This window comes from Dictyoglomus sp. DH, assembly GCF_055181375.1.
The window spans coordinates 1,190,447-1,211,988 of record NZ_CM143706.1 but is presented as its reverse complement, the minus strand read 5'-3'; the positions used below and the strand labels follow the sequence as shown (position 1 = coordinate 1,211,988).

The window sequence follows — 21,542 nt, the reverse complement described above, 5'->3', positions numbered from 1 at the left end:
AAAATATATTTTTTGTCAAGAGAAAGCTCATAAGATATAATATTAAATATGAGTAAGGCAATTAAATTTATACAACCCCTAATTTTTATCCTACTTTTAGTATCCTATATATTAGGAGCAGAAAGCTTTTATATAGCTCCTTCTATAGAGTATAAAAAGGTTACATCAGATAGTTTAGTATATCACATTACTTCAATAAACCAATTTGATCCTTTATTAGACATAGAAACAGTGGTAACAAACACAAAACTTTCAGATGTATTAAAAGAAAAGAACTACGATATTATTATTAACGCAAACTTCTTTGATCCTAATAGTAAAGAGCCTGTTGGACTTGTAGTTAAGAATTATGAACTGTTACATTTACCTATAAAAAGGGGGGTCTTTGGAATAACCTCAGACAATAAAGCTATTATAGATATTTTTAATATCAACATAAAATTAAAAATTGACAATACAATAATACCAATTAATAACTTAAACTCTCCTCGTGGGGCAGACCAAATCACAATTTTCACTAAATTTTTCGGAAAAGAGACCAAAATATTAAATAATGCAGTAGCTGGAGTTGATATAGAAGTAAGTTTAGATGATAGAATTCCTTCCTTAGGTACAACCTCAGGCAAAATTACTAACATATATTATGGGGTAAAAAAATCTATTATTAAAGATAATTCTTGTATTATATCTTTAGGAGGTACTGCCTTAAAATATCTTCCTTTCTTTAGTTTAGATAAAAAAATAGAAATAGTAGTTGAAAGTAATCCTCCTATAAGGTTAAAAGAAGCAGTATGTGGAGGACCTATTCTTATAAAAAATGGTGAAATCGTATTTGATAAAACAGGAGAAATTCCTTTTACCTCAAATATCATCAACTCAAGACATCCTCGTACTGTTGTAGGAATTACAGATGATAAAATTTTCTTTATAGTGATAGAAGGGAGAAATAATAATTCCTTAGGTCTTTCTATTCCAGAAACATGTGAACTTGTAAAAAATATGGGTATTAGAGATGCTATTAATCTTGATGGGGGAGGATCAAGTCAAAAAATAATTTGGGGAAATTTAATCAACCAAGTATCAGAAAGAAGTGTTCCAGTAGGAATAGGAGTTAAAAATAACTATCCTTACAAAAATCCTACATATCTAAGCTTTAAAGAAAAGGACGATATCTATATAAGAAAAGGAGAAAAATTAAAATTGGAGCTATTACTTCAAGATGAAAATTATCATCCCTATTCTATTACATATACAATGTTAACATGGACCATAGCCAATGATAATATAAACTTTAATCCCTCAAAATTAGAGATAGAAGGAAGGGAATTAGGAGAATCAAGTCTAACAATTTATTTATCCAATTTGGAGGCTTCTAAAAAAATATATGTATGGGACTATGTAGCATTAAAAATAGAGATTGATGAGGATAAAGTATACTTGGGGGATAGTATTCTCCCTAAAATATATGCTATAGATAATCTTCAAAGGGAAAAGATTCTTTCATTAGACGGATTAAAATTTGACCCTAATTATTTCAGAAAAAATGGAAAGGGATTAACTGCTATTAACCCAGGAATTACAACCATAACGTATACATTCGATAATCTTTCTGCGACTTATACAATAGAAATTGTGCCAAATATAATAGAAGATTTTGAAGAAGACAAGAAATGGAATATAAGAGGAAAAAATTATAATCCTGATAGTACATTTTACAAACTTACATCAGATGCATACACAGGAAAAAGTTCTTTTATGTTAGTTTATGATTCAAAAGAAGAAAATTCTTTTATCTATGTTGATTTAAATATATCAATTCCTCCTGATAAAATTTCCCTCTCTATTGCACTAAAAGGGCAAGGAAATGGCTGGATTAGGTTATTATTTTATGATGACGATGGAACCCCATGGGTAATGGATCTAACAACAACACTACAATATAACTTTAATAAATGGACAACTATTAATAAAGATCTCACAGAAATAAGACCTTTAATATCTATAAATAAAAATACTCCCAAAATTCCTCTTAGATTAGCTAGCATCTATTTAGTTGGATTAAACAATAAAATCTCTGGAAACCTTCTCATTGATAGCTTAAATTTTAAATAAAAAATTATTTTCTCAAAACCTTTAAGTAATAGTTTAAATAATCTAAGCCTGCAAATATGGAAAAGAAAAGTCCAATAGCAAAAACCGATACAGATAAGGGTATTTGAAGTAGTGCCATTAGTATAGACATAGAGGTTAAAACCATTGCAATCTTTCCATACATTCTTGAAGATATTATCTTTATCCCTTTTAATAAAAACCACAAACCCACCAAAAGCATTAATAACTCTTTTAATACAAATATGATAACTAGAACTGGCGGAAAAATTCTTTTGAATGAAAAAAATATAAGAGTTACTCCTACAATTAACTTATCAGCTATTGGATCTATTATTTTCCCTAACTCAGAACCTTGATTCAATCTTCTTGCCAAATATCCATCCAATATATCACTGACAGCAGCAAGTCCATAAAGAACTGCTGCTGTCATGTAACGATTAGAAACTAAAAAATAAAAATAAAAAGGTACAATAATAAATCTTATAAAGGTCAATAAATTAGGAATAGTAAACATGTTAATCTCACCTATATAACACAAATAAAGCTGCTCCAATGCCTCCTGCATCTTCACCTAACTCTGCCCATGCAAAGGATATCTTATCCCTTAAGCTTGGTAAAACTCTTTTATAAAACTCATCTCTCATAGGCTTTCCAATATAATCTCTTACATTAGCAACACCACCGCCTACAACTATTTTCTCAGGATCAATTACGTGAACATAATTCGCCAAGGCTATACCAAGATAATATCCTGCTCTATTGAAAATGTCTATAGCTAACTTATCTCCTTTTTCTGCAGCTTGGTATATTACCCTTACAGTTACTTTATCTACATCTCCATTTACTAAATTCCATATAAGACTATCCTTATTATCTAGAATAATAGATTTTGCATATCTTTCTATACCACTTCCCGAGGCAATTGCTTCAATACACCCTTTATTTCCACAACCACAAATAGGCCCATCGGGAATTACCGTAGTATGCCCAAATTCACCAGCCATTCCATGTGCTCCAATCCATAATTTACCATTTAACACTATACCAGAACCAATCCCTGTTCCAATCGCGATAGATATCATTGTTTTAGTCCCTCTTCCTGCCCCCACAAGCCATTCTGCCCAAGCCACTAAATTTACATCATTTTCCAAAAATACAGGCACCTTAAAATAATTCTCCAGCTCTTCTCCTAGAGGTACTTCCCTTTTCCATTCTTCACCTAAATTAGGAGCATATAAGGTTGTTTTCTTTTCTCTATCCATAATACCTGGAAATCCTACACCTATACCCTCTATATCATTAATTTTAATATTTGCTTCAACAAGTACTTTATTTATCATGTTTTTAATCTTTCGAATTACATAGTCTCTTCCTTTTTCAGACTCAGTAGGTTGTTTATCTCTTGAGATTATCTCACCCTTTTCATTAACCAGAAGTACATTTATTTTAGTACCACCTAAATCAACACCTATAGCTTTTCGCATCGTCAACCTCCTTTATCTTACTAATATAAATTCAAAATTTATTTTCCTCATTGTTGTTTCAAAAAGAACATCAGGAATGATAAATCTTGCGGGGAATTTACAATAAGGTAAATGAAAAGCTATCAAACCACTTACTCTTGCACCTGCAAAAATTCTCCCATCCTTAAACTTTAAAAGTTCATAACTTTTTATAATTTCTTCCAAAGATTTTTCTTTATTAGAAGAACTTATACTGAAAGAAAAAGTCGGAGGTTGGTTTGTCCCAAATGAAACTTCAAAAGATACTTTTGGGGATGTGGAGGGTTGATAATATATCTCTCTTATTGGTGAAAATTGTTTTCCGGTTTGATCTATAATCACAGATTTTCCTAGTGGATAAACCCAAATATTTTCTGAAGAGTTATTCACTATTTCCAGGTTTATAACCAAAATATCCTCTGAAAGATTATACCATCTTGAATCCCTAATAATATCAACGCGTGCTTCTACCCCCCCTTTGGATGTAATTTGAGGGGATATATTTACGGGTTTTATACAACCGCTAATTATTAATATAGTAAATATTAAAAAACAAAAAATAACCTTTTTCATAATTAAGCCACTCCTTTAAATTTAAACTAAATTAAAAAGTTTCACACTAATACATTTTACATTAAAATAAGACTTCTTGACAATAAATATCTTAAGATTTAAAAATATGAAATGGTGAACCTTAAAAAGAAAGTTTAATAATTATACTAAGGAGGTGAAAGTAATGCCTATCTATGAATATGAATGCGAAAGATGTCATGAAAGATACGAGATTATGACAAACCTTGGAGAAGAACCCCCAAAAACTTGTATAAAATGTGGTGGCAACTTAAGAAAAATCTTTTCACCTGTAGGAATTGTCTTTAAAGGATCAGGATTTTATACTACAGATTATAAGAAAAAATCTTCTAATTCTAGCGAAAAATCTAGTGATAGTAAGGGGGAAGAATAATTTCTCCCCCCTTTATTTTTTAATTGCCAATATTATTAATCTTCTTGATCCAATATGAAATTTACGACCTTCATAATCTCCCATAAGCCTATCTACATGAAATCCGCTCTCTTTAAAAAGATGTATAATCTCTGAAGGAGAATAAAGATATATTCTTCTTACAAATTCCTTTCTAATATTGTTTTTCAAATCAATAACTATTCTGTTTGATATATAAAATCCCGTATCCAACTCAAAAAAATGTTCTGTAAGTAAAACATAATCCTCCCCAAAAAGATCCCAAGAGTATGGAATAAAATGTTTAAGAAGGGCATCTCTATTTTCAATATCTATAAGAAATCTACCATCCTTTTTTAACACTTGATATACCTTATTAAAAGTCTCTTTATCTTCCTCATATGTGGAGAGTCCAAAACTGGTATAAAGAGAAAATACGATGTCAAATTTATAGTCAAGCTTATCAATATCTTTGTATTCCATCACATAAAATTCCACATTAAAAACTTTTTCTTTTCTAGCATTTTCTTTTGCTATCTCAATAAGTTCAGATGAACGATCTATTCCAATTGTTCTGTATCCTCTTTTGCCAAGTTCTAAAGTATGTCTTCCAAATCCGCAACCAAGATCTAATATTAAAGATCCCCTTTTTAAGCTTAGTATAGATTCTAAAAAATCCACTTCCCTTTTTGTACGCTCTGGAGTTAGATGTTTAGCAAGATATTGATAATAATCTCTACCAAAATATTGATCTCTCCAATCTTTACCTTCTTGCATATTTCTGCCTTAAATAATACAAAAGTATAGTAAGATCACTAGCGTTTACTCCTGTAATTCTCTGAGCTTGTCCAAAAGTAGTTGGTCTTACCTTTTCAAGCTTTTCTTTTCCTTCTCGAGAAAGATGCGATATTTCGTCATAATTTATATCAGGAGGAATTACTAAATCTTCATATTCCTGAAATTCTCTAATCTTTTGGAGTTCTTTTTGTATGTATCCTTCATATTTAATATCTATTTCTATTATGCTTCTCCACTTTTTTGGTAAATCTCCAGAAAGACCTATTTTTTCCAAATCATCATAGGTTATTTCAGGTCTTTTCAATATCTGGATAAGAGGAATCGACTGTTCTATAGGATTAGTACCCTTTTCTATTAATAAGTCATTAATTTCATTAGGATCTACCGATGTTTTTTCAAGTCTCCTCCTTTCAAGCCTTAATTTTTCCATTTTTTCTTGAAACATTTTCCACATATCTTCATCTATTAGACCTAACTTGTAAGCCTTGGGAGTAAGTCTTTGATCTGCATTATCAGATCTTAAGAGTAATCTATATTCTGCTCTTGATGTTAAAATTCTATATGGCTCATCCACACCCTTTATTACAAGATCATCTATAAGTACCCCTATATATCCTTCGTCTCTTCTTACAATAAGTGGTTCTCTTCCTAATAGACTTAACGCAGCATTAGCTCCTGCAATTAATCCTTGTGCGGCAGCTTCTTCATAGCCAGTAGTACCATTTATTTGACCCGCCAAATATAAACCTTTTATTTTCTTGGTTTCAAGAGTAATCTTTAACTGTTGAGGGTATACAAAATCATAAGCTATAGCATATCCAGGCCTTATAAGTTCAACCTCCTCTAAGCCTGGAATACTTCTTAAAATTTGGATTTGAATTTCCTCTGGCAAACTTGTATATATTCCTTGTACATAAATCTCTACCGAGTTTTTTCCTTCTGGCTCAAGAAAAACTTGGTGAGTTTCATGATGAGGAAACCACACATATTTTTCCTCTATAGATGGACAATATCTCGGTCCTTTTTTTACCATCCCCCCAATTCGAGAGGCTGTTAGATGAATATTATTAAGTACTATTTCTTTCGTCTTTTGGGTGGTTCTAGTTAAATATGATAAAACTTGCTCTCTTGGTTCTGGCTCTTCCCAGAAAGAAAAAGAATGAAGTTCTTCATCTCCTGGTTGAGGTATGGTCTTACTAAAATCAATAGTTCTTTTATCTACTCGAGGAGTAGTGCCTGTATTAAATCTTCCTACTTCTAAGCCTAATCTCCTAAGAGCATCAGAAAGACCTATAGAGGGAAATTCTCCCATTCTTCCTGCTGGCTTAGACCAGGTACTTATATGGATAACACCATTCATAAAAGTACCAGGGGTAATAACAACTCTTTCAGCATAAAACTCTTTTTTAGTTGATAAAACTACACCTTTTACTTCATCATTTTCTACAATTAGATCTATAACTTCTCCTTGATAGACATCTAGATTTTTCTGCTTTTCAAGAAATTCTCTCATCTTTATAGGATAAAGCCATTTATCTACCTGTGCCCTAAGAGCCCTTACTGCTGGACCCTTAGAAGTATTTAGCCATTTTACTTGAATCATACTTCTATTTGTTATTCTTCCTATGGCACCACCCAAAGCATCTATTTCCAATATTAGGTGACCCTTCCCAGGACCCCCCATAGCTGGATTGCAAGGGAGCCATCCCAAGGTATCATAATTCATAGTAATCAAAAGAGTTTTAACACCAAGACGAGAGGCTGCATAGGCAGCCTCACATCCTGCATGACCACCACCTACTACAATGACATCATACTTTTCCATTGCCATTTCTCCTTATCTCTAAAACTCCTAACTTTTTCAGTATAAATAATATTAAAAATAAAGTTCCAAACACAAGAAGAGCTGATATATAAGGATCCTGGATTAAAGAAATTAGTATTGCCACTAAAGACATACAAATGGTAAATAAATAAATAAAAGCAATACTTTGCTCTGTTGTCATACCAATCTTCAAAAACCTATGATGTATATGATCCTTATCAAACTTCCAAGGTGCCCTACCTTCAATTAGTCTTCTCACAATAGAAAAAGCTGTGTCAAGAACTGGAAATCCCATAACAAGAATTGGAATAAACAAATTAATAATAGTACTTATTTTTAAGACTCCCACTATAGATATGGCTCCTAATATAAAACCTAAAAACATTGCCCCTGAATCTCCCATAATAATAGAAGCAGGTGGAAAATTGAAAAATAAGAATCCTAATACACCCCCCAAAATACTTGCCAATAAAAATGCCATCTCTAATCTTCCCAAAAGTAAAGAAATAATGAGTAAAGAGAAGGAAGATATTGCTGCTACACCTCCAGCGAGACCATCAAGACCATCTATAAAATTCATGGCATTTGCAATACCTAAAAGCCATATAAATGATATTAAATGAGCCCAAAAACCTTTTATTATTATTCCTGTATAAGGAATCCTCCACAAATCTACTCTAACTCCCAATATAACTGCCAAAAGTATAGCTATAAATGTAAGAGAAAATTTAGGAGCTGGTTTTAATTCAACAAAATCATCTAATAATCCCACTAAAAACACTAATGTTCCTCCCATTAATATCCTCTCTACAATAAGAGACCTATTAAAAAGAATGTTTACTATTAAAACTCCTAAGAAAAATGAAACGCCACCAATTCTTGGAATAGGTTTAGTATGAACTTTTCTATCTGTAGGAATATCTATTCCACCTATTATAAAAGCTTTCTTTCTTATCCAAGGTGTAACTATTAAAGAAATAATTAAAGATAAAGTAAAAGATATTAATATTTTCATTTTTCCTTCTTATCTTTTAATTCATAGGCTAATATAATAGCTTGAGCTATTTCTTTCATAGGTTTTCTTTTGTCCATACTGGCTTTCTGAATTAATCTAAAGGCTTCATGCTCTTTTAAACCTTCTCTATCCATAAGCAATCCTTTTGCTCTATCTACAAGCTTTCTTGTCTCGAGAGCATCTTTTAGGTCTTCTACTTCCTTTCTTAAAAGTTGAAATTCTTTAAATCTTGCAATAGCTATTTCAATAGCTGGAAAAAGATCAGATTCTTTAAAAGGCTTTACAATATAAGATATAACTCCAACCTCTTTTGCTTTTTCTACTAATTCTTTATCTGAATAGGCAGTAAGAAAAATTATAGGAGCAATTTCCTCTTGAGTTAATATCTTAGCTGCCTCAATACCATCTAAATTAGGCATTCTAATATCCATAATTATCACATCTGGCTTCAATTTTCTTGCAAGTTCTACAGCCAGCTGACCGTCTGAAGCTTCTCCTACCACCTCATAACCCTGCCCTTCTAAAATCTCTTTTATATCCATTCTAACTATAGGTTCATCTTCTGCTATTAATACCCTTATAGGCTTTTTCATATGTTTCAGCAACCTCCTCAAAGGATATCTTTAAATATTTCATTTGCAAGTAATATTCCCTTTTTAGTCAAGCATATTCTATCTTTATTTCTCTTTATAAGACCTTCCTTCATAAAAAGAGAGAGATTTGGAATATAATCTGATATTTTTTTTCCAAACCTTTCAAAAAACTCCTTTTCAGAAACTCCTTCCATAAGCCTTAGCTTTATAAAAAGATAATCCTTAGGATAAGTTTCATCATTTAAAATTTCTATATTTTCAATCGGCAATTCACCATTATTTATTTTCTCATAGTATACAAAAAGATTTTTGTAATTTCCATACCTTATGTGATTAGTAAAAGAATAAGCTGATACACCATATCCATGATATTCTTCTTGATTCCAATACTTCAAATTATGCCTACATTTTAGATTAATGTTTCGTGCAAAATTAGAGATCTCATAATGAATAAAACCTACTTCTTCTAATAGATTCATCGCATACGCATACATATTAGCTTCTTCATCATTATCAGGTAAAGTAAATTCTCCCTTTATATATCTTTCATAAAATAATGTACCTTCCTCTATTATAAGATTATATATAGAGATATGTTCGGGATTTAGTGAAAGGGTAAAATCTAAGGACTTATAAAAGTTATTAGGGTTCTGAAAAGGTATAGAGTAAACAAGATCAAAATTTATGTTATCAAAACCATAATCCCTAAATAAAAAAAATGTTTTTAACGTATCTGAAACAGTATGAATCCTACCTAAAATGAATAATTCTTCATCTATGAATGATTGAGCTCCTATACTTATTCTATTAATTCCTACATTCTTCCAAAAAATTATTTTCTCCTTGTCTATAGTACCAGGATTGACTTCTATTGTTATCTCTGCATCTTTTCTTACCTTATAATTTTTATTAATACAGTCAAGAATTGAACTCAATACCTTTAAAGACATTAAAGATGGCGTTCCACCACCGAAATATATTGTATCTACAATCTCTCCTTTAGCTTTAAGTTGTATCTCTTTAATAATATACTCCATGTATCTTTCTTCTTCCTCAATAGAATAAACAAAAGAGGTAAAATCACAATAAGGACACTTTTTCACACAAAAAGGATAATGAATATATACTCCTACAGTTTTCATAAATATTTATTCAGTTATAAGCTTTTTAATTATTTCTATTAATGGGAAATAAGTCATGTTAGAGTGAAGAGGAGTGATAGATATCATCCCATGATTGATTGCCCAGATATCAGAACCTTCTTCTGCTTCCTTTTCTATTTCGCCATGAAGCCAATAATACTCTTTATTTCTGGGGTCATATCTTTTTTCCACTCTATTCTTATAATGAAACTTACCCTGGTAAGTTACAAAAACATTTGAAATATCAGCTTTAGGAGGTACATTTATATTCAAGAAAACTTCCTTAGGTAATATCCCTAAAAATAAGTGTATATATTTTATTAAGAACTCTACAGCCTTTTCATAATCTTCTTCTCCTCCTTCATGAGATACAGAAATGGAAACAGCAGGTATACCATTAAGAGATGCTTCCCTTGCCCCAGAAACTGTACCAGAATAAATAATATCAGTTCCTAAATTATATCCTTTATTTATCCCAGATATAACAACAGAAGGGAAATTAGGAAGTAAAGCATAAAGTCCTAAAAGAATACAATCTGCAGGATTACCGTTAGTAGTCCAGCATTTAATATTTGGAATTTTCCATGCTACCTCATTAACTCTTAAAGGCTTATGAAGAGTAATAGCATGACTTCCTCCACTTCTCTCTCTTTCAGGTACAATAATATAAACTTCTCCTAAATCTTTTAGCCTTTTGCTTATAATCTCTAAAGCAGGTGAATTTATTCCATCATCATTTGTTATAAGTATTCTTAATCTTTCCATAATTCCTAATCCCTCTTTAACACAGTCCAGAAAGCTTCTTGAGGTATTTCTACATGACCTATTTTCTTCATTCTCTTCTTACCTTCCTTTTGCTTTTCTAATAGTTTCTTTTTCCTTGTTACATCACCACCGTAACATTTTTGAAGAACATTTTTTCTTAAAGGCTTTATCTCTTCACGAGCTATAATCTTACTCCCAATACCCACTTGTATTACTACCTCAAAAAGTTGACGTGGTATAACTTCTCTCAATTTCTGTGCCAATTTTCTCGCTTCTTCATAAGCCTTTTCTTTATGTACGATAAGAGAAAGTGCATCTACAGGTTTTCCGTTGATATACACATCTAATTTTACTAACTCACTATTTTTATAACCAATCAGCTCATAACTTAATGATCCATACCCACGGGTAACCGATTTTAATATATTGAAAAAGTCAGTTATAATCTCAGAGAGGGGGATCTCAGCAGTAATTAACACACGATTAGTAGTAAGATATTCCATACCCTTAAATTCTCCTCTTCTTCTATCAATCAATTCCATAACCGACCCAAGATATTCATTAGGTGTTACAATGCTTGCTATTACAAATGGTTCTCTAAACTCAGAGATTTCATATTGAGGAGGTAAATCCAAAGGATTCTGAATAATTTTTTTCTCTCCTTTTTTCGTAATTACTTCATAAGCTACAGAAGGTACAGTAGTAATTATATTTAAATCAAACTCTCTTTCTAATCTTTCCTGTATAATTTCCAAATGTAAAAGTCCCAAAAAACCACATCTAAAACCAAAACCAAGAGCAGGCGAACTTTCAGGTTCATAATATAAAGAAGCATCATTTAGACTTAGTTTTTGTAAGGCATCCCTTAATTTCTCATAATCTTCATTATCAATTGGATATACACCACAAAAAACCATAGGTTGTAATTTTCTATAACCAGGCAAAGGTAAATTTGCTGGATTATCAGTTTTTGTAATTGTATCTCCTACTCTGGCCTCTGAAATATTCTTTATATTAGCAATAATATATCCAACTTCTCCTGAAAGAAGACTTTCCACCTTTACCATATCAGGAGTAAATACTCCTACTTCTTGCACCTCATATTCCACGTTATTAGACATAAATTTTATTTTATCACTTACCTTTACCATTCCGCTAAAGACTCTTACATATACTACAACACCTCTATATGGATCATATTTAGCATCAAAAATCAATGCTTTTAAAGGATCATTAATATCTCCCTTTGGATGTGGTATATACTTAACAATACCTTCCAATAATTCCTCAATTCCCCAGCCTTCCTTAGCACTTACAAAAAAAGTTTCTCCTATATAATCACTCCCAAGAAGTTCCTTGATCTCTTCAGCTACCTTTTGAGGTTCTGTATTTGGAAGATCTATCTTATTTATAACAGGAATTATGGTCAGATTATTCTCAAGGGCAAGAAGAAGATTGTTTATCGTTTGGGCTTCTATTCCTTGAGAGGCATCTACAACTAAAATTGCACCTTCACAAGCCGCCAAACTCCTTGATACTTCATAAGTAAAGTCCACATGACCAGGTGTGTCAATTAAATTGAATTCATAGTTTTCTCCATCCTTTGCCTTATAAAAAAACCTTACCGCTTGAGCTTTTACAGTGATTCCCCTTTCTCTTTCAATTTCCAGAGTATCTAATAATTGATCTCTCATCTTTCTCTTATCTATAGCTCCTGTAAACTCTAAAAGTCTGTCAGCTAATGTAGATTTACCATGATCTACATGTGCAATAATGCTAAAATTTCTTATCTTAGTTATATCTCGCATAAATCCTCCTCCCAATCTTTGCCATATTTTTGATTATATAACATTTTGTAAAATCTTTTGAACTATTTTAATTTTATGGTATAATTCACACTGTTAAATCAAAAATTTTTATAAAGGAGAGGGAAAAGGAATATGGCAAATACAAAATCTGCAATTAAAAGAATAAAGATAAGTGAAAGAAACAGAATTAGAAATCGTGTAAGACTTGGAAAAATTAAATTTTATACAAAACAGTTTCTTAATCTCCTCAAAGAAAATAAAATAGAAGAAGCCAAAAAAATCCTTCCAGAAGTAATAAGTGCAATAGACAAAGCAGCACAAAAAGGAACTCTTCATAAAAATACTGCAGCAAGAAAGAAATCAAAACTCATGAAGCTTCTTAACGAAAAACTTGCCGTCAAATCTTAGCTCCAATTTTTAGTACTACTTTTTCCAAAAGTACTCTTGGATCTTTAGTTGTAGTCTTAAACTCTAAATCAGTCTGCCGCAGAAGAAGATATATCTCAAAAATTTCTGCGGCAGAGTATTTTGTTAATGAATCTAAAAGCTTTTTTACTACAAAGGGGTGTAAACCAAGTTTTTCCCTAATCTCTTCACTTGAATACCCATCTTTAAATAATGCATTTGCTCTTAGAAGTTGTCTCATTTGTCTAATAAGGATTTCCAATATGACTTGAGGATATGTTCCTTCATTAAATAAAGTATCAATTCCAGACAAAGCAAGATAGAAATCTCTCCTCAAAATAGCATCTAAAAAAGTATAAAAGGCTATCTCCACAGGAGAGAGTAATCTCTTTAAAACATCAATTGTGATATCCTTTTTATCTATAGCAAAAATACACACTTTCTCAATCTCTTGAATAAGTAAACCTATATTTTCAGAATAATAAGATGATAGAAAATATATGCTTTCATCATCGATATTTTTACCCCTCTCTTGAAATTTTTCCTTTATCCATTTTCTCAAAGCGTCAGCCCTAAATTTAGTAAACTCTACAACTCCTTCTGGGGGTATCATTTTTGAAAAAGAAATCTTTTTGGGTTTTTCTTCTTCAGCATTAGCCATAAAAACTAAACAAGTATTAGTCATTTTTCTAAATAAAATCTCCAATTTTTTTGGAATATTTTGATCTTTAAGGTCTTGGGCATGCCTGACTACAATAAATTGATTCCCCAAAAGCGGAGGTGATTCTAAATATGGGAGAAGGTCATTCCAATTTATTTCATCTCCAAAAAAGGCCACATAGTTAAATTCTTTAAATCTCACTTTCTTAAGTTCCAATAAAGCTTCTTCCATTAAAAATTTTTCTTCCCCTATAAAAAGATAAACAGGAGAAAACTTCCTTTCTTTTAATGAATGCCTAAACTCCCAGTAATTCATAATCCTCCCTTTTCCTCATAATTATTGGTAAAAAGACAAGAAATAAGGAAATTACAAGACTAATTTTATAATGAGAAAGAATGAATTGCAAACCATTTATCAGAATATCAATCAAAATAGATAATAGTTTTACAAAAATATGATTAATTGGATAAATATTAATGAAAAATAACAAAAAACTAAGAATTAAAATAATATAGAATATGGGAATTGAAAAAATATTTGAAAGAATTGAGATAAAAGAAATTTTTTTAAAATAGTAAAGATAAATAGGAGATAAAAATATCATTAACCAAAAAGAACTTTCCCAAATTTCCTGAAAAAATTTTGGTAAAAACTTAGGAAATTGAGGCTTATACAGAAGACCTAACATGGAAAGATAAGAAAGTTGAAAGCTTAAATTAAAAAGCTTTAACGGAAATATTATAAGATTAATCAATGCAACCCAGAAAACTGCGTTCAAAGTATCTTCTTCACGTCTAAAAAGAAAAGCTAAAAGTAGAAAGATATATTCCCCTATAACTCTCCATATAGGTGGATTATCTCCAATAACATAACCATAAAAAATAAGTATGGGAAGAAAAATAATTCTGCTTAATACTTTCCTAAAAGGTAAAAAGTTAATAAAAATTCCTATTAACAAAGAAACATGTAAACCTGAAATTGCTAACAAATGAGAAGTACCAGTTTCAGAAAATATCTCTTTTATATCTTTATTTAGTCCTAATTTCTCTCCAATTGTAATAGCCTTGATAAATTCTTTTTTATCATCACTAAAAAAACCCAAAATGTGATCAACATATTTTTTAAATTTTAACCTTAGAAGTTTAAATCTATCTTGGTATCTATGTCCGACTAATTGCATCTCCTTAACCTTTATTTTATATATAAAACTTTCACTCCAAATATTATTATTTTCTAATGGATAATATTCTACTCCTCTTAAAAGAAGTACATCTCCCACTTCATATCTGACACTTTTACCAACAGACATAATAAATTCTTCCTTACTAATATCTGCTTTTATAACATATTGTATATATTTTTGGGTAAATCTCACATCTTTTACCTCTGCATAAATCTCATGATATTTTTTATGAAAAAGTTCATATTGAGGTGATGATACCTTATATAACAAAGATCCAAGAAAGAAAAAAAACAAAGATAAGAAAATAAGTAAAAATCTTTTCCTTAAAAAGATGAAAGAAACAAGAATAAAAAAGGGTATTCCAAAACTAAAATGATATTTGGATATAATTATTCCTACCACATAACTTATTAAAAAAATAAATGAATAAGGTATTCCCAAAGGTCACCAAGTAATTTTATCTTTTAATTTTTCAAGTTTCTTTTCTCCTATTCCCTTAACATTTAATAGATCATCATAAGAAGTAAATAATCCGTGTTCATTTCTATAATCAATTATTCTTTGAGCAAGGGTAGGCCCAATTCCAGGTAAAGTTTCAAGTTGTTGTTTGGAAGCAGTATTTATATTAATCTTATCATTAGTTGAAATACCAACCGAAGTTCTTAATTCTTCTTTAGAAGATATGACTGAATTTAAGCACTGGACTTTGGAAGGAACGTTTATTTTTGATGCGTCTTTCAAATAATCTGCAAGGTTAAGCTTATCTAAATCAGCAGAGGGTAAGGGACCACCTGCCACATTTATAGCATCAATAACCCTTGCTCCATCTCGTAATTTATACACCCCAGGAATCTTAACTTCTCCTGCCACATGTACTACTATAAAACTATCTACATCTTCTTCTAATATTTTTTGTTCCTTTCCAAATAAGTTAAATACAGTAAAAACAATAACTAAACATACAAAAATTATGATAATTATTTTTTCTTTTTTATCAAACATCTATTTTCTTAATACTAATTTAGTTTTATCCCTCAAAAGAGAGATATTCTTTTTCAATATTTCCATAGCTCTATTTAGCTGAATATCATTATCCCTACCCACACTCTCTGGGGCCATCTCTACTAATACCTCTGGAACTATACCTTCTTTATTTATATCTCTACCTGATGGAAGTAAATATTTTTCTGTAGTTATTTTAACAGCTGACCCATCTGAAAGAGTGAAAATTGTTTGAACTACTCCTTTACCAAAAGTTTTCTCTCCTACTAATATACCTTTATTATAGTCATTTATAGCTCCTGACAAAATCTCAGATGCACTTGCAGAATACCTATTAACAAGAACTATTAAAGGCTTATTCCATTTATATGTTCCTTTTACTACTTTCTCTCCATATAATCTTTTATCCCTATCCTGTCTATAAACAATTATACCTTTTGTATCAAATGTTTTAGATGTATTATTATCTTTAATAATAGTTTTTACTTGATCATTTTCGGAAATAAAGAAACTTGCTATAGTAACTGCAGCTTTTAAATCTCCCCCTGGGTTATTTCTAAGATCTAATATTACTCCGCTTACTTTCTTCTCCAATGCTCTAAATGCATCAGATAATTTTTGAGGTGAGTTTTGAGTAAATTCATAAAATCTTATATATCCAATATTATTATCTAAAACCTTATATTCCACAACAGGCACTTCTATAAGCGCTCTCTTTAAAACAAACTCATAATATTTCTTCTCTGATTCTCTATATATTTTTATTTTTACCTCTTTACCTATCTCCCCTCTAATCATAGAAACCACAAGATCTAAAGGTTTATCAACCACACTTTGTCCATCCACTTCTACTATCTGATCCCCAGGTTTTATACCTGCCTTAAAAGCTGGTGTTCCTTCTATTGGTGATACAACTAAAATTTTTCCGTCTTTAGACTCAAGCCTCATTCCAACCCCACCAAAAGAACCCTGTATATCCTCTGTAAAGGTCCTAAAAGCTTTTGGATCAAAAAATTCGGTATATGGATCATCTAAAGCCTTTAAATATCCTCTTATTGCTTCATACTCTAATTTCTTATTGTCTAAATTTTTCTCAATATACGCATTTCTTACATAATAAACAGTTTCAATAAAAACCCTAATACTTGTAATAATGTCATCAATAGAATCCTTAGCCATATTTAATTTAGAGATTAAAAATACAGCTATTAAAGCAATGAAAGTAAGTATTAAAATTCTCTTTTTAAATCTCATTCTTTCCTCCTTTATTTATAACTTCCTATTATTTTAACCAATTCATTGGATCTACAGGTTCACCATTTACTCTCACCTCAAAATGTAAGTGGGGACCTGTACTTAAACCTGTACTTCCTACATATCCAATTATATCACCTTCAGAAATTTCTTCTCCAGATCTTACAGCTATTCTTGATAAATGCCCATAAACAGTAGATATATTACCCCCATGATCTATTATTATCATATTTCCATATCCGCCATACCATCCTGCAAAAATAACTCTACCAGAAGCTACCGCTCTTATAGGTGTTCCATAATCTGCTGAAATATCTATACCAGTATGGAAAAGAGGAGCTCCTCCAAGTATAGGATGTCTTCTCATACCAAATCCAGAAGTAACACTCCCAATAACAGGCCAAGAGAGGTATCCTTTTTTAGCTTTTTGAATTTTAGAAGATGCCAATTTCTTTATCAAATTCTCAATCTCCTTTGACTCTCGCTCTAAGGTTGCAATTACTTGTTGCTGATACCTTTTCTGCTCCCTAATTTTCTGAAGAAAGGCTTCCCTTTCTTTCTTCTTTGCTTCTATATATCTTTTTCTTTCTGATATATCCTTCACTAAAAGTTCAACCTTCCTTTTTTCAGCCTCCCATTCTTTTTTCTTCTTATCTATATCTTTACATTGTTTATCAATACTTTGTAGTCTATTTACTTCTTTCTTCATTAATATCTTCAAATAATATGGAACAGCAATAGAGGCAAATACATCCTGTGTAAAGATAATATCTAAATGTATCTTAGATTGTATAGTTTTAAAAATATCACCTAAGGATTCTTTGTAGTTTAAACTTCTATATCTCAAATTTCTTTGCATTATACTTAATTGTGTTGATAATACCACCAATTTTGCTTGAGCTTCTCTAAGTTTCGTTTCCGCAATACTAAGATCTCTTTCTGCTTTATCAAGATCCATATCAATTTTGCTTATTTCTTGAACAATATTCAATTCCTTCTTTTCTAAATTTTTAACTTGTATCTTTAAACTATTTATTTGCTCTCTTTTTTTCTGCAATTCCTTTTGTTTTTGAAGTATAGTATTATCTATGTTACCCCATGTAAATATGGGTACTAATAATAGTGATAGGACAACTGTTATTGCAATTATCCCTCTCATCTAAGTCTCTGAAAGCTTATTAAGGCAGAAGTAAAACTAATAATTACGTTGGATATTACAAAATAAAAAGTCCATATCAAGATGTGTTTTAAATCAAATACATAAGAGAAATAAGGAAGTATTGTTGATATATGATCTTTAAAAATGTTCCCCAAGAAACATATGGAAGCCAATGCAGAAAAAAAGGAAATTGTTGTTATTATTATATTCTCCATTATTTGAGACGGTACTGAAAATATGGGATAAGCAAGATGAGTATGAGTAAGTAGTTCAACAGACAATAAAAGAAAAGACAAACTACCTAAGTATGTAAAAATCTTTTTAATGGTATCCACTAAGCCCTGCAAATTATACCATTGAGTAACCATTTCTTCAGGATATCTTACATCTTCAACAAAGTTATAATTAAGAAGATACCTTATAATATCATGTATATTTTCTAATAAAGATGGAATTATTTCGATAGTTTTAGGCAAAGAATCAGGTGATCCCCAAGCAAAAATATCATTCTCTCTTCCTACAACTTCCTTTAGCTTTTCCCAGGCCTCCTTCTGGGTTATATAAGTTGCTTCCTTAAAATGAAAATTAGATTTTAGATCTGTCAATAATTTAACTATATCAAAATCAGAAGTTTTGGGATTTACAAAAGCATAAATTTTTATTTTCTCTGCCCAAAGATTTAGAGATCCATTCATAGAAGTAATAAAAACAATCAAAAACAATAAAAGTATATAGAGTATAAAAAACCCTATAAAGACAAAAAAACCTTTGTTTTTTAACCCCTCTATAAAATCTCTACTACCCATAGTTAAATTATAACTCTAAATATTATAAAAAAGCAACACAATTAATACTCCTAAGGCTCCACCCAAATTAATTTTTAAATCAAATCCTAATGTGAAAGTAAGAAAATACATGTTAAGAGTAACTGGGGAAAAGCCAATATTTAATCCCTTCTTTAAAAATTCTAACTTATCTCCAAATGCCTCAGCAATAACTCCACCCACAATTAGTCCCAGAACAATAAGAAAGATCAGAAGTTTTGTAGACATTTTATTTCTTCTCATAGGTCACCCCCTAAATAGTTTTTAATATATTTTATTAGATACCCCCCTACTATTCCATTAAAAAGACCTGCTAAAAACCCAAAAATGATAAGGAATGGAGCATAGTAAAAAATACCCTTATGAAAAATGAAAAAGGCAACTATAAAAAGTTGGGTCATATTATGAATAATCGCTCCTATAATGCTATTATTTATAACACTTATTGAGGTTTTTGAAAAAAAACCCATAAAAAGATTACTTATCAATCCACCAAAAAACCCTAAATAAAAAGAGATATCTAAAAATCTTCCCATAATTATATTAACTATTATAACTCTAAGTACAGTTATAATTATAGCCTCTTTTATACCTACGGTATAAATAGCAACTAAGGGAACTAAATTTGCAATTCCAACTTTTCCACCTGGTAGAAAAAGAAAGGGAGAGATAAAAGTACTTTCAAAATAATAGAGAACACAAGCTAAGGATATCATTAAACCTAAGGTAGTAATATAAACAACTTTATTTTCCTTTATCCTTTTCACTTTTTACTCTCCACTTTAAATTCCAGATTAGGAGAATACCATACATTTAAATTTGGAAAAACAATAACTAAGCCTAAGTAAGAAAATTTTTCTTTCCACAAAGATATGGCATCTTTACCTAAAACAAAAAAAGCTGTTGATAAAGCATCAGCTTCTGTTCCACTTTTACTTATCACACTAACACTTATAACGGAGTTTGATGGATATCCATTTTTAGGATTAATTATATGACAATATCTCTCATTGTCTTTAATAAAAAATCTTTCATAATCTCCCGAAGTAGAAACAGAACCTTCTTTTATCCATACTCTTCCAATAAAACCTTGATCTTTACGGGGATGCTTGATACTTACTTCCCAAAGAGTTCCTTTCTGAGTTCTTCCATAAACTCCAACTTGTCCTCCAAAATTCAAAACAGCCCTATCTATAGAATATTTTCTCAAAACCTCAAATATTTTATCCATTAAATATCCTTTAGCAATACCCCCCAAATCTATTTCCATTCCCTTTTCTATCATAACTTTGTTTCCTTTTATATGAATTTTTCTATAATTCACACATTGAAGTTTATCTTCAATCTCTTTTTTGTCAGGAACTCTGTAATTTTTATCATAAAATCCCCAAATCCTCATGAGAGGAGCTATTGTTGGATCAAAATAACCGTTTGTAATCTGAGCAAAATATTTAGCCTTTTTTATAATGTCTACAATGTCATAAGAAATTTCAACATAATTTCCAGCATTTTTATTGATCTTACTTATTTCACTATATGGGTTGAACCTGTCAATTTTTTTACTCAAATTTTCTATTAAAGCCCAAGATTCATTAAGAGCTCTATAACTGTCTTTCCCCCAGATTCTTATATCAACAAAAGTATCCATTAAAATACCAATATAAGAAGCTTCCCTATTCCCTTGATAACTTCTAACCAAGAAAATAAAGAAAATTAATATAGACAATATAATTAACGCTTTAATAATATAAGCGCCTTTGTTGGACATTTTTCTACACAGATTCCACAACCATCACAAAGGTCATAATTTATAACTGGAAATCTACCATCCATCTTAATTGCTCCTTTAGGGCATACCTTTTCACAAATACCACATCCAATACATGCATGAGAACATACCTTTCTTGCATCAGGTCCTGGAAGTTCTGTTATACAACCAAGAAGTAAAGGGATATTAACAGGTAATAAAGTTAAAATACCTCTTGGACATGCTTTCACACACAAACCACATCCAGTACATTTATTCACATCAATTTTAGGTAGACCATCATCTCCCATATGTATAGCATCAAAAGGACAAGCTCTAACACAATCACCATATCCTAAACATCCAGTAGGACAACCTTTATAACCTCCTTGAACCAAATTTGCTGCTTTACAGGTTTCTACTCCTTTATATATAAACCTTTCCTGAGCAATTCCTTTGCCTCCTTGACATGTAAGGAAAGATACCTGTTTCACAAGACTAACTTCTTCATTAGCTCCCATAATCTTTGCAATTTCTTTCGCTACTTTATCTCCTCCTACAATACAAGCAGTAATAGGTGCTCTACCCTCTAAAATCGCTATAGCACAAGCCTCACACCCTGTATAACCACACGCACCACAATTTCCCCCCGGTAAAACCGACATAATCTGAGAAATACGAGGATCAACCTCTACCTTAAATTTCTCACCTGCTACTGCTAAACCTAAGCCAAAAAGAAAACCAATCCCTCCTAATACTAAGATTGATATTATTATTAATTCCATA

Annotated in this window: 22 protein-coding genes and 1 pseudogene; 3 read left to right on the top strand and 20 right to left on the bottom strand. The window is 30.8% G+C overall.

What is annotated here, in order from left to right; genetic code table 11:
- The first annotated feature begins 48 nt into the window (after positions 1-48).
- Positions 49-2,112: a phosphodiester glycosidase family protein gene (locus tag ACY3JJ_RS05935; RefSeq protein ID WP_463091220.1), complete on the top strand. Its 2,064-nt coding sequence runs from the start codon at positions 49-51 to the stop codon at positions 2,110-2,112.
- Positions 2,113-2,116: 4 nt separating this feature from the next.
- On the opposite strand, the gene ACY3JJ_RS05930 is transcribed toward ACY3JJ_RS05935, so the two are convergent.
- The 3 genes from ACY3JJ_RS05930 to ACY3JJ_RS05920 are packed head-to-tail and all read right to left on the bottom strand — an operon-like array spanning position 2,117 to position 4,187.
- Positions 2,117-2,665 carry a CDP-alcohol phosphatidyltransferase family protein gene (locus ACY3JJ_RS05930; RefSeq protein WP_463091219.1) on the bottom strand — a complete coding sequence of 183 codons (549 nt, stop codon included), beginning with the start codon at positions 2,663-2,665 and terminating at the stop codon, positions 2,117-2,119.
- On the bottom strand, positions 2,634-3,596 hold the full coding sequence (locus ACY3JJ_RS05925) for an ROK family protein (RefSeq protein WP_463091218.1): 963 nt from the start codon (positions 3,594-3,596) through the stop codon (positions 2,634-2,636). The genes ACY3JJ_RS05930 and ACY3JJ_RS05925 overlap by 32 nt, the downstream gene beginning before the upstream one ends.
- A gap of 12 nt (positions 3,597-3,608) precedes the next feature.
- Complete coding sequence (locus tag ACY3JJ_RS05920; RefSeq protein WP_463091217.1) at positions 3,609-4,187, bottom strand: hypothetical protein; 579 nt, start codon at positions 4,185-4,187, stop codon at positions 3,609-3,611.
- Between the two features lie 163 nt (positions 4,188-4,350).
- On the opposite strand from ACY3JJ_RS05920, the gene ACY3JJ_RS05915 reads away from it, so the two are divergent.
- Positions 4,351-4,578 (top strand): FmdB family zinc ribbon protein, encoded by a 228-nt coding sequence (locus ACY3JJ_RS05915; RefSeq protein WP_463082112.1) that lies wholly within the window; start codon positions 4,351-4,353, stop codon positions 4,576-4,578.
- Positions 4,579-4,590: 12 nt separating this feature from the next.
- On the opposite strand, the gene ACY3JJ_RS05910 is transcribed toward ACY3JJ_RS05915, so the two are convergent.
- Genes ACY3JJ_RS05910 through lepA form a run of 7 tightly spaced genes read right to left on the bottom strand, consistent with a single transcriptional unit; the run spans position 4,591 to position 12,521 of the window.
- Positions 4,591-5,352, bottom strand: coding sequence for a class I SAM-dependent methyltransferase (locus ACY3JJ_RS05910; RefSeq protein ID WP_463091216.1), 762 nt, complete (start codon positions 5,350-5,352; stop codon positions 4,591-4,593).
- Entirely contained in the window at positions 5,339-7,198 is a 1,860-nt protein-coding gene (gene mnmG / locus ACY3JJ_RS05905; RefSeq protein ID WP_463091215.1) for a tRNA uridine-5-carboxymethylaminomethyl(34) synthesis enzyme MnmG, read from the bottom strand. The genes ACY3JJ_RS05910 and mnmG overlap by 14 nt, the downstream gene beginning before the upstream one ends.
- Positions 7,185-8,213 (bottom strand): glycosyltransferase family 4 protein, encoded by a 1,029-nt coding sequence (locus tag ACY3JJ_RS05900; RefSeq protein WP_463091214.1) that lies wholly within the window; start codon positions 8,211-8,213, stop codon positions 7,185-7,187. Before ACY3JJ_RS05900 ends, mnmG begins: the two co-directional genes overlap by 14 nt.
- Positions 8,210-8,806 (bottom strand): ANTAR domain-containing response regulator, encoded by a 597-nt coding sequence (locus tag ACY3JJ_RS05895; protein ID WP_463091213.1) that lies wholly within the window; start codon positions 8,804-8,806, stop codon positions 8,210-8,212. The genes ACY3JJ_RS05900 and ACY3JJ_RS05895 overlap by 4 nt, the downstream gene beginning before the upstream one ends.
- Positions 8,807-8,823: 17 nt before the next feature.
- Positions 8,824-9,948, bottom strand: a complete 1,125-nt coding sequence (gene hemW / locus ACY3JJ_RS05890) for a radical SAM family heme chaperone HemW (protein WP_463091212.1) — start codon at positions 9,946-9,948, stop codon at positions 8,824-8,826.
- Between the two features lie 6 nt (positions 9,949-9,954).
- A complete protein-coding gene (gene surE, locus ACY3JJ_RS05885) occupies positions 9,955-10,713 on the bottom strand; it encodes a 5'/3'-nucleotidase SurE (RefSeq protein WP_463091211.1) in 759 nt (252 codons plus the stop codon).
- A gap of 5 nt (positions 10,714-10,718) precedes the next feature.
- Positions 10,719-12,521, bottom strand: coding sequence for a translation elongation factor 4 (gene lepA / locus ACY3JJ_RS05880; protein ID WP_463091210.1), 1,803 nt, complete (start codon positions 12,519-12,521; stop codon positions 10,719-10,721).
- A gap of 132 nt (positions 12,522-12,653) precedes the next feature.
- Here lepA and rpsT point away from each other — a divergent pair.
- Positions 12,654-12,942 (top strand): annotated as a pseudogene (gene rpsT / locus ACY3JJ_RS05875) (30S ribosomal protein S20).
- Here rpsT and holA read toward each other — a convergent pair.
- The 10 genes from holA to ACY3JJ_RS05825 all read right to left on the bottom strand — a co-directional run bounded on the left by holA (position 12,919) and on the right by ACY3JJ_RS05825 (position 21,541).
- On the bottom strand, positions 12,919-13,902 hold the full coding sequence (holA, locus tag ACY3JJ_RS05870; RefSeq protein ID WP_463091209.1) for a DNA polymerase III subunit delta: 984 nt from the start codon (positions 13,900-13,902) through the stop codon (positions 12,919-12,921). The pseudogene rpsT and the gene holA sit on opposite strands and share 24 nt — an antisense overlap.
- Positions 13,883-15,040 (bottom strand): ComEC/Rec2 family competence protein, encoded by a 1,158-nt coding sequence (locus tag ACY3JJ_RS05865; RefSeq protein WP_463091208.1) that lies wholly within the window; start codon positions 15,038-15,040, stop codon positions 13,883-13,885. The genes holA and ACY3JJ_RS05865 overlap by 20 nt, the downstream gene beginning before the upstream one ends.
- A gap of 174 nt (positions 15,041-15,214) precedes the next feature.
- The gene (locus tag ACY3JJ_RS05860) at positions 15,215-15,772 is read right to left on the bottom strand and encodes a helix-hairpin-helix domain-containing protein (RefSeq protein ID WP_463091207.1); all 558 of its coding nucleotides are present in this window, start codon (positions 15,770-15,772) and stop codon (positions 15,215-15,217) included.
- Entirely contained in the window at positions 15,773-17,026 is a 1,254-nt protein-coding gene (locus tag ACY3JJ_RS05855; protein WP_463091206.1) for a S41 family peptidase, read from the bottom strand. It lies immediately after the preceding gene.
- A gap of 28 nt (positions 17,027-17,054) precedes the next feature.
- Positions 17,055-18,185: a murein hydrolase activator EnvC family protein gene (locus ACY3JJ_RS05850; protein WP_463091205.1), complete on the bottom strand. Its 1,131-nt coding sequence runs from the start codon at positions 18,183-18,185 to the stop codon at positions 17,055-17,057.
- Entirely contained in the window at positions 18,182-18,991 is an 810-nt protein-coding gene (locus ACY3JJ_RS05845; protein ID WP_463091204.1) for a permease-like cell division protein FtsX, read from the bottom strand. The genes ACY3JJ_RS05850 and ACY3JJ_RS05845 overlap by 4 nt, the downstream gene beginning before the upstream one ends.
- A 15-nt stretch (positions 18,992-19,006) precedes the next feature.
- Positions 19,007-19,252, bottom strand: coding sequence for a DUF4321 domain-containing protein (locus tag ACY3JJ_RS05840; RefSeq protein WP_463091203.1), 246 nt, complete (start codon positions 19,250-19,252; stop codon positions 19,007-19,009).
- The gene (locus tag ACY3JJ_RS05835) at positions 19,249-19,776 is read right to left on the bottom strand and encodes a Gx transporter family protein (protein ID WP_463091202.1); all 528 of its coding nucleotides are present in this window, start codon (positions 19,774-19,776) and stop codon (positions 19,249-19,251) included. Before ACY3JJ_RS05835 ends, ACY3JJ_RS05840 begins: the two co-directional genes overlap by 4 nt.
- Positions 19,773-20,777 carry an FAD:protein FMN transferase gene (locus ACY3JJ_RS05830; RefSeq protein ID WP_463091201.1) on the bottom strand — a complete coding sequence of 335 codons (1,005 nt, stop codon included), beginning with the start codon at positions 20,775-20,777 and terminating at the stop codon, positions 19,773-19,775. Before ACY3JJ_RS05830 ends, ACY3JJ_RS05835 begins: the two co-directional genes overlap by 4 nt.
- Positions 20,741-21,541 carry an RnfABCDGE type electron transport complex subunit B gene (locus ACY3JJ_RS05825; protein ID WP_463091200.1) on the bottom strand — a complete coding sequence of 267 codons (801 nt, stop codon included), beginning with the start codon at positions 21,539-21,541 and terminating at the stop codon, positions 20,741-20,743. The genes ACY3JJ_RS05830 and ACY3JJ_RS05825 overlap by 37 nt, the downstream gene beginning before the upstream one ends.
- Between the last annotated feature and the right edge of the window lies 1 nt (position 21,542).

Excerpts from the sequence above, each read along its gene's own strand:
- hemW (WP_463091212.1), bottom strand. The coding sequence starts at position 9,948 with ATGAAAACTGTAGGAGTATATATTCATTATCCTTTTTGTGTGAAAAAG.
- surE (WP_463091211.1), bottom strand. The coding sequence starts at position 10,713 with ATGGAAAGATTAAGAATACTTATAACAAATGATGATGGAATAAATTCA.
- ACY3JJ_RS05845 (WP_463091204.1), bottom strand. The coding sequence starts at position 18,991 with ATGGGTAGTAGAGATTTTATAGAGGGGTTAAAAAACAAAGGTTTTTTT.
- ACY3JJ_RS05895 (WP_463091213.1), bottom strand. The coding sequence starts at position 8,806 with ATGAAAAAGCCTATAAGGGTATTAATAGCAGAAGATGAACCTATAGTT.
- ACY3JJ_RS05935 (WP_463091220.1), top strand. The coding sequence starts at position 49 with ATGAGTAAGGCAATTAAATTTATACAACCCCTAATTTTTATCCTACTT.
- ACY3JJ_RS05925 (WP_463091218.1), bottom strand. The coding sequence starts at position 3,596 with ATGCGAAAAGCTATAGGTGTTGATTTAGGTGGTACTAAAATAAATGTA.
- ACY3JJ_RS05920 (WP_463091217.1), bottom strand. The coding sequence starts at position 4,187 with ATGAAAAAGGTTATTTTTTGTTTTTTAATATTTACTATATTAATAATT.
- mnmG (WP_463091215.1), bottom strand. The coding sequence starts at position 7,198 with ATGGAAAAGTATGATGTCATTGTAGTAGGTGGTGGTCATGCAGGATGT.
- ACY3JJ_RS05830 (WP_463091201.1), bottom strand. The coding sequence starts at position 20,777 with ATGTCCAACAAAGGCGCTTATATTATTAAAGCGTTAATTATATTGTCT.
- ACY3JJ_RS05825 (WP_463091200.1), bottom strand. The coding sequence starts at position 21,541 with ATGGAATTAATAATAATATCAATCTTAGTATTAGGAGGGATTGGTTTT.
- ACY3JJ_RS05910 (WP_463091216.1), bottom strand. The coding sequence starts at position 5,352 with ATGCAAGAAGGTAAAGATTGGAGAGATCAATATTTTGGTAGAGATTAT.
- ACY3JJ_RS05915 (WP_463082112.1), top strand. The coding sequence starts at position 4,351 with ATGCCTATCTATGAATATGAATGCGAAAGATGTCATGAAAGATACGAG.
- ACY3JJ_RS05855 (WP_463091206.1), bottom strand. The coding sequence starts at position 17,026 with ATGAGATTTAAAAAGAGAATTTTAATACTTACTTTCATTGCTTTAATA.
- ACY3JJ_RS05900 (WP_463091214.1), bottom strand. The coding sequence starts at position 8,213 with ATGAAAATATTAATATCTTTTACTTTATCTTTAATTATTTCTTTAATA.
- ACY3JJ_RS05840 (WP_463091203.1), bottom strand. The coding sequence starts at position 19,252 with ATGAGAAGAAATAAAATGTCTACAAAACTTCTGATCTTTCTTATTGTT.
- ACY3JJ_RS05860 (WP_463091207.1), bottom strand. The coding sequence starts at position 15,772 with ATGTTTGATAAAAAAGAAAAAATAATTATCATAATTTTTGTATGTTTA.
- ACY3JJ_RS05850 (WP_463091205.1), bottom strand. The coding sequence starts at position 18,185 with ATGAGAGGGATAATTGCAATAACAGTTGTCCTATCACTATTATTAGTA.
- lepA (WP_463091210.1), bottom strand. The coding sequence starts at position 12,521 with ATGCGAGATATAACTAAGATAAGAAATTTTAGCATTATTGCACATGTA.
- holA (WP_463091209.1), bottom strand. The coding sequence starts at position 13,902 with ATGAATTACTGGGAGTTTAGGCATTCATTAAAAGAAAGGAAGTTTTCT.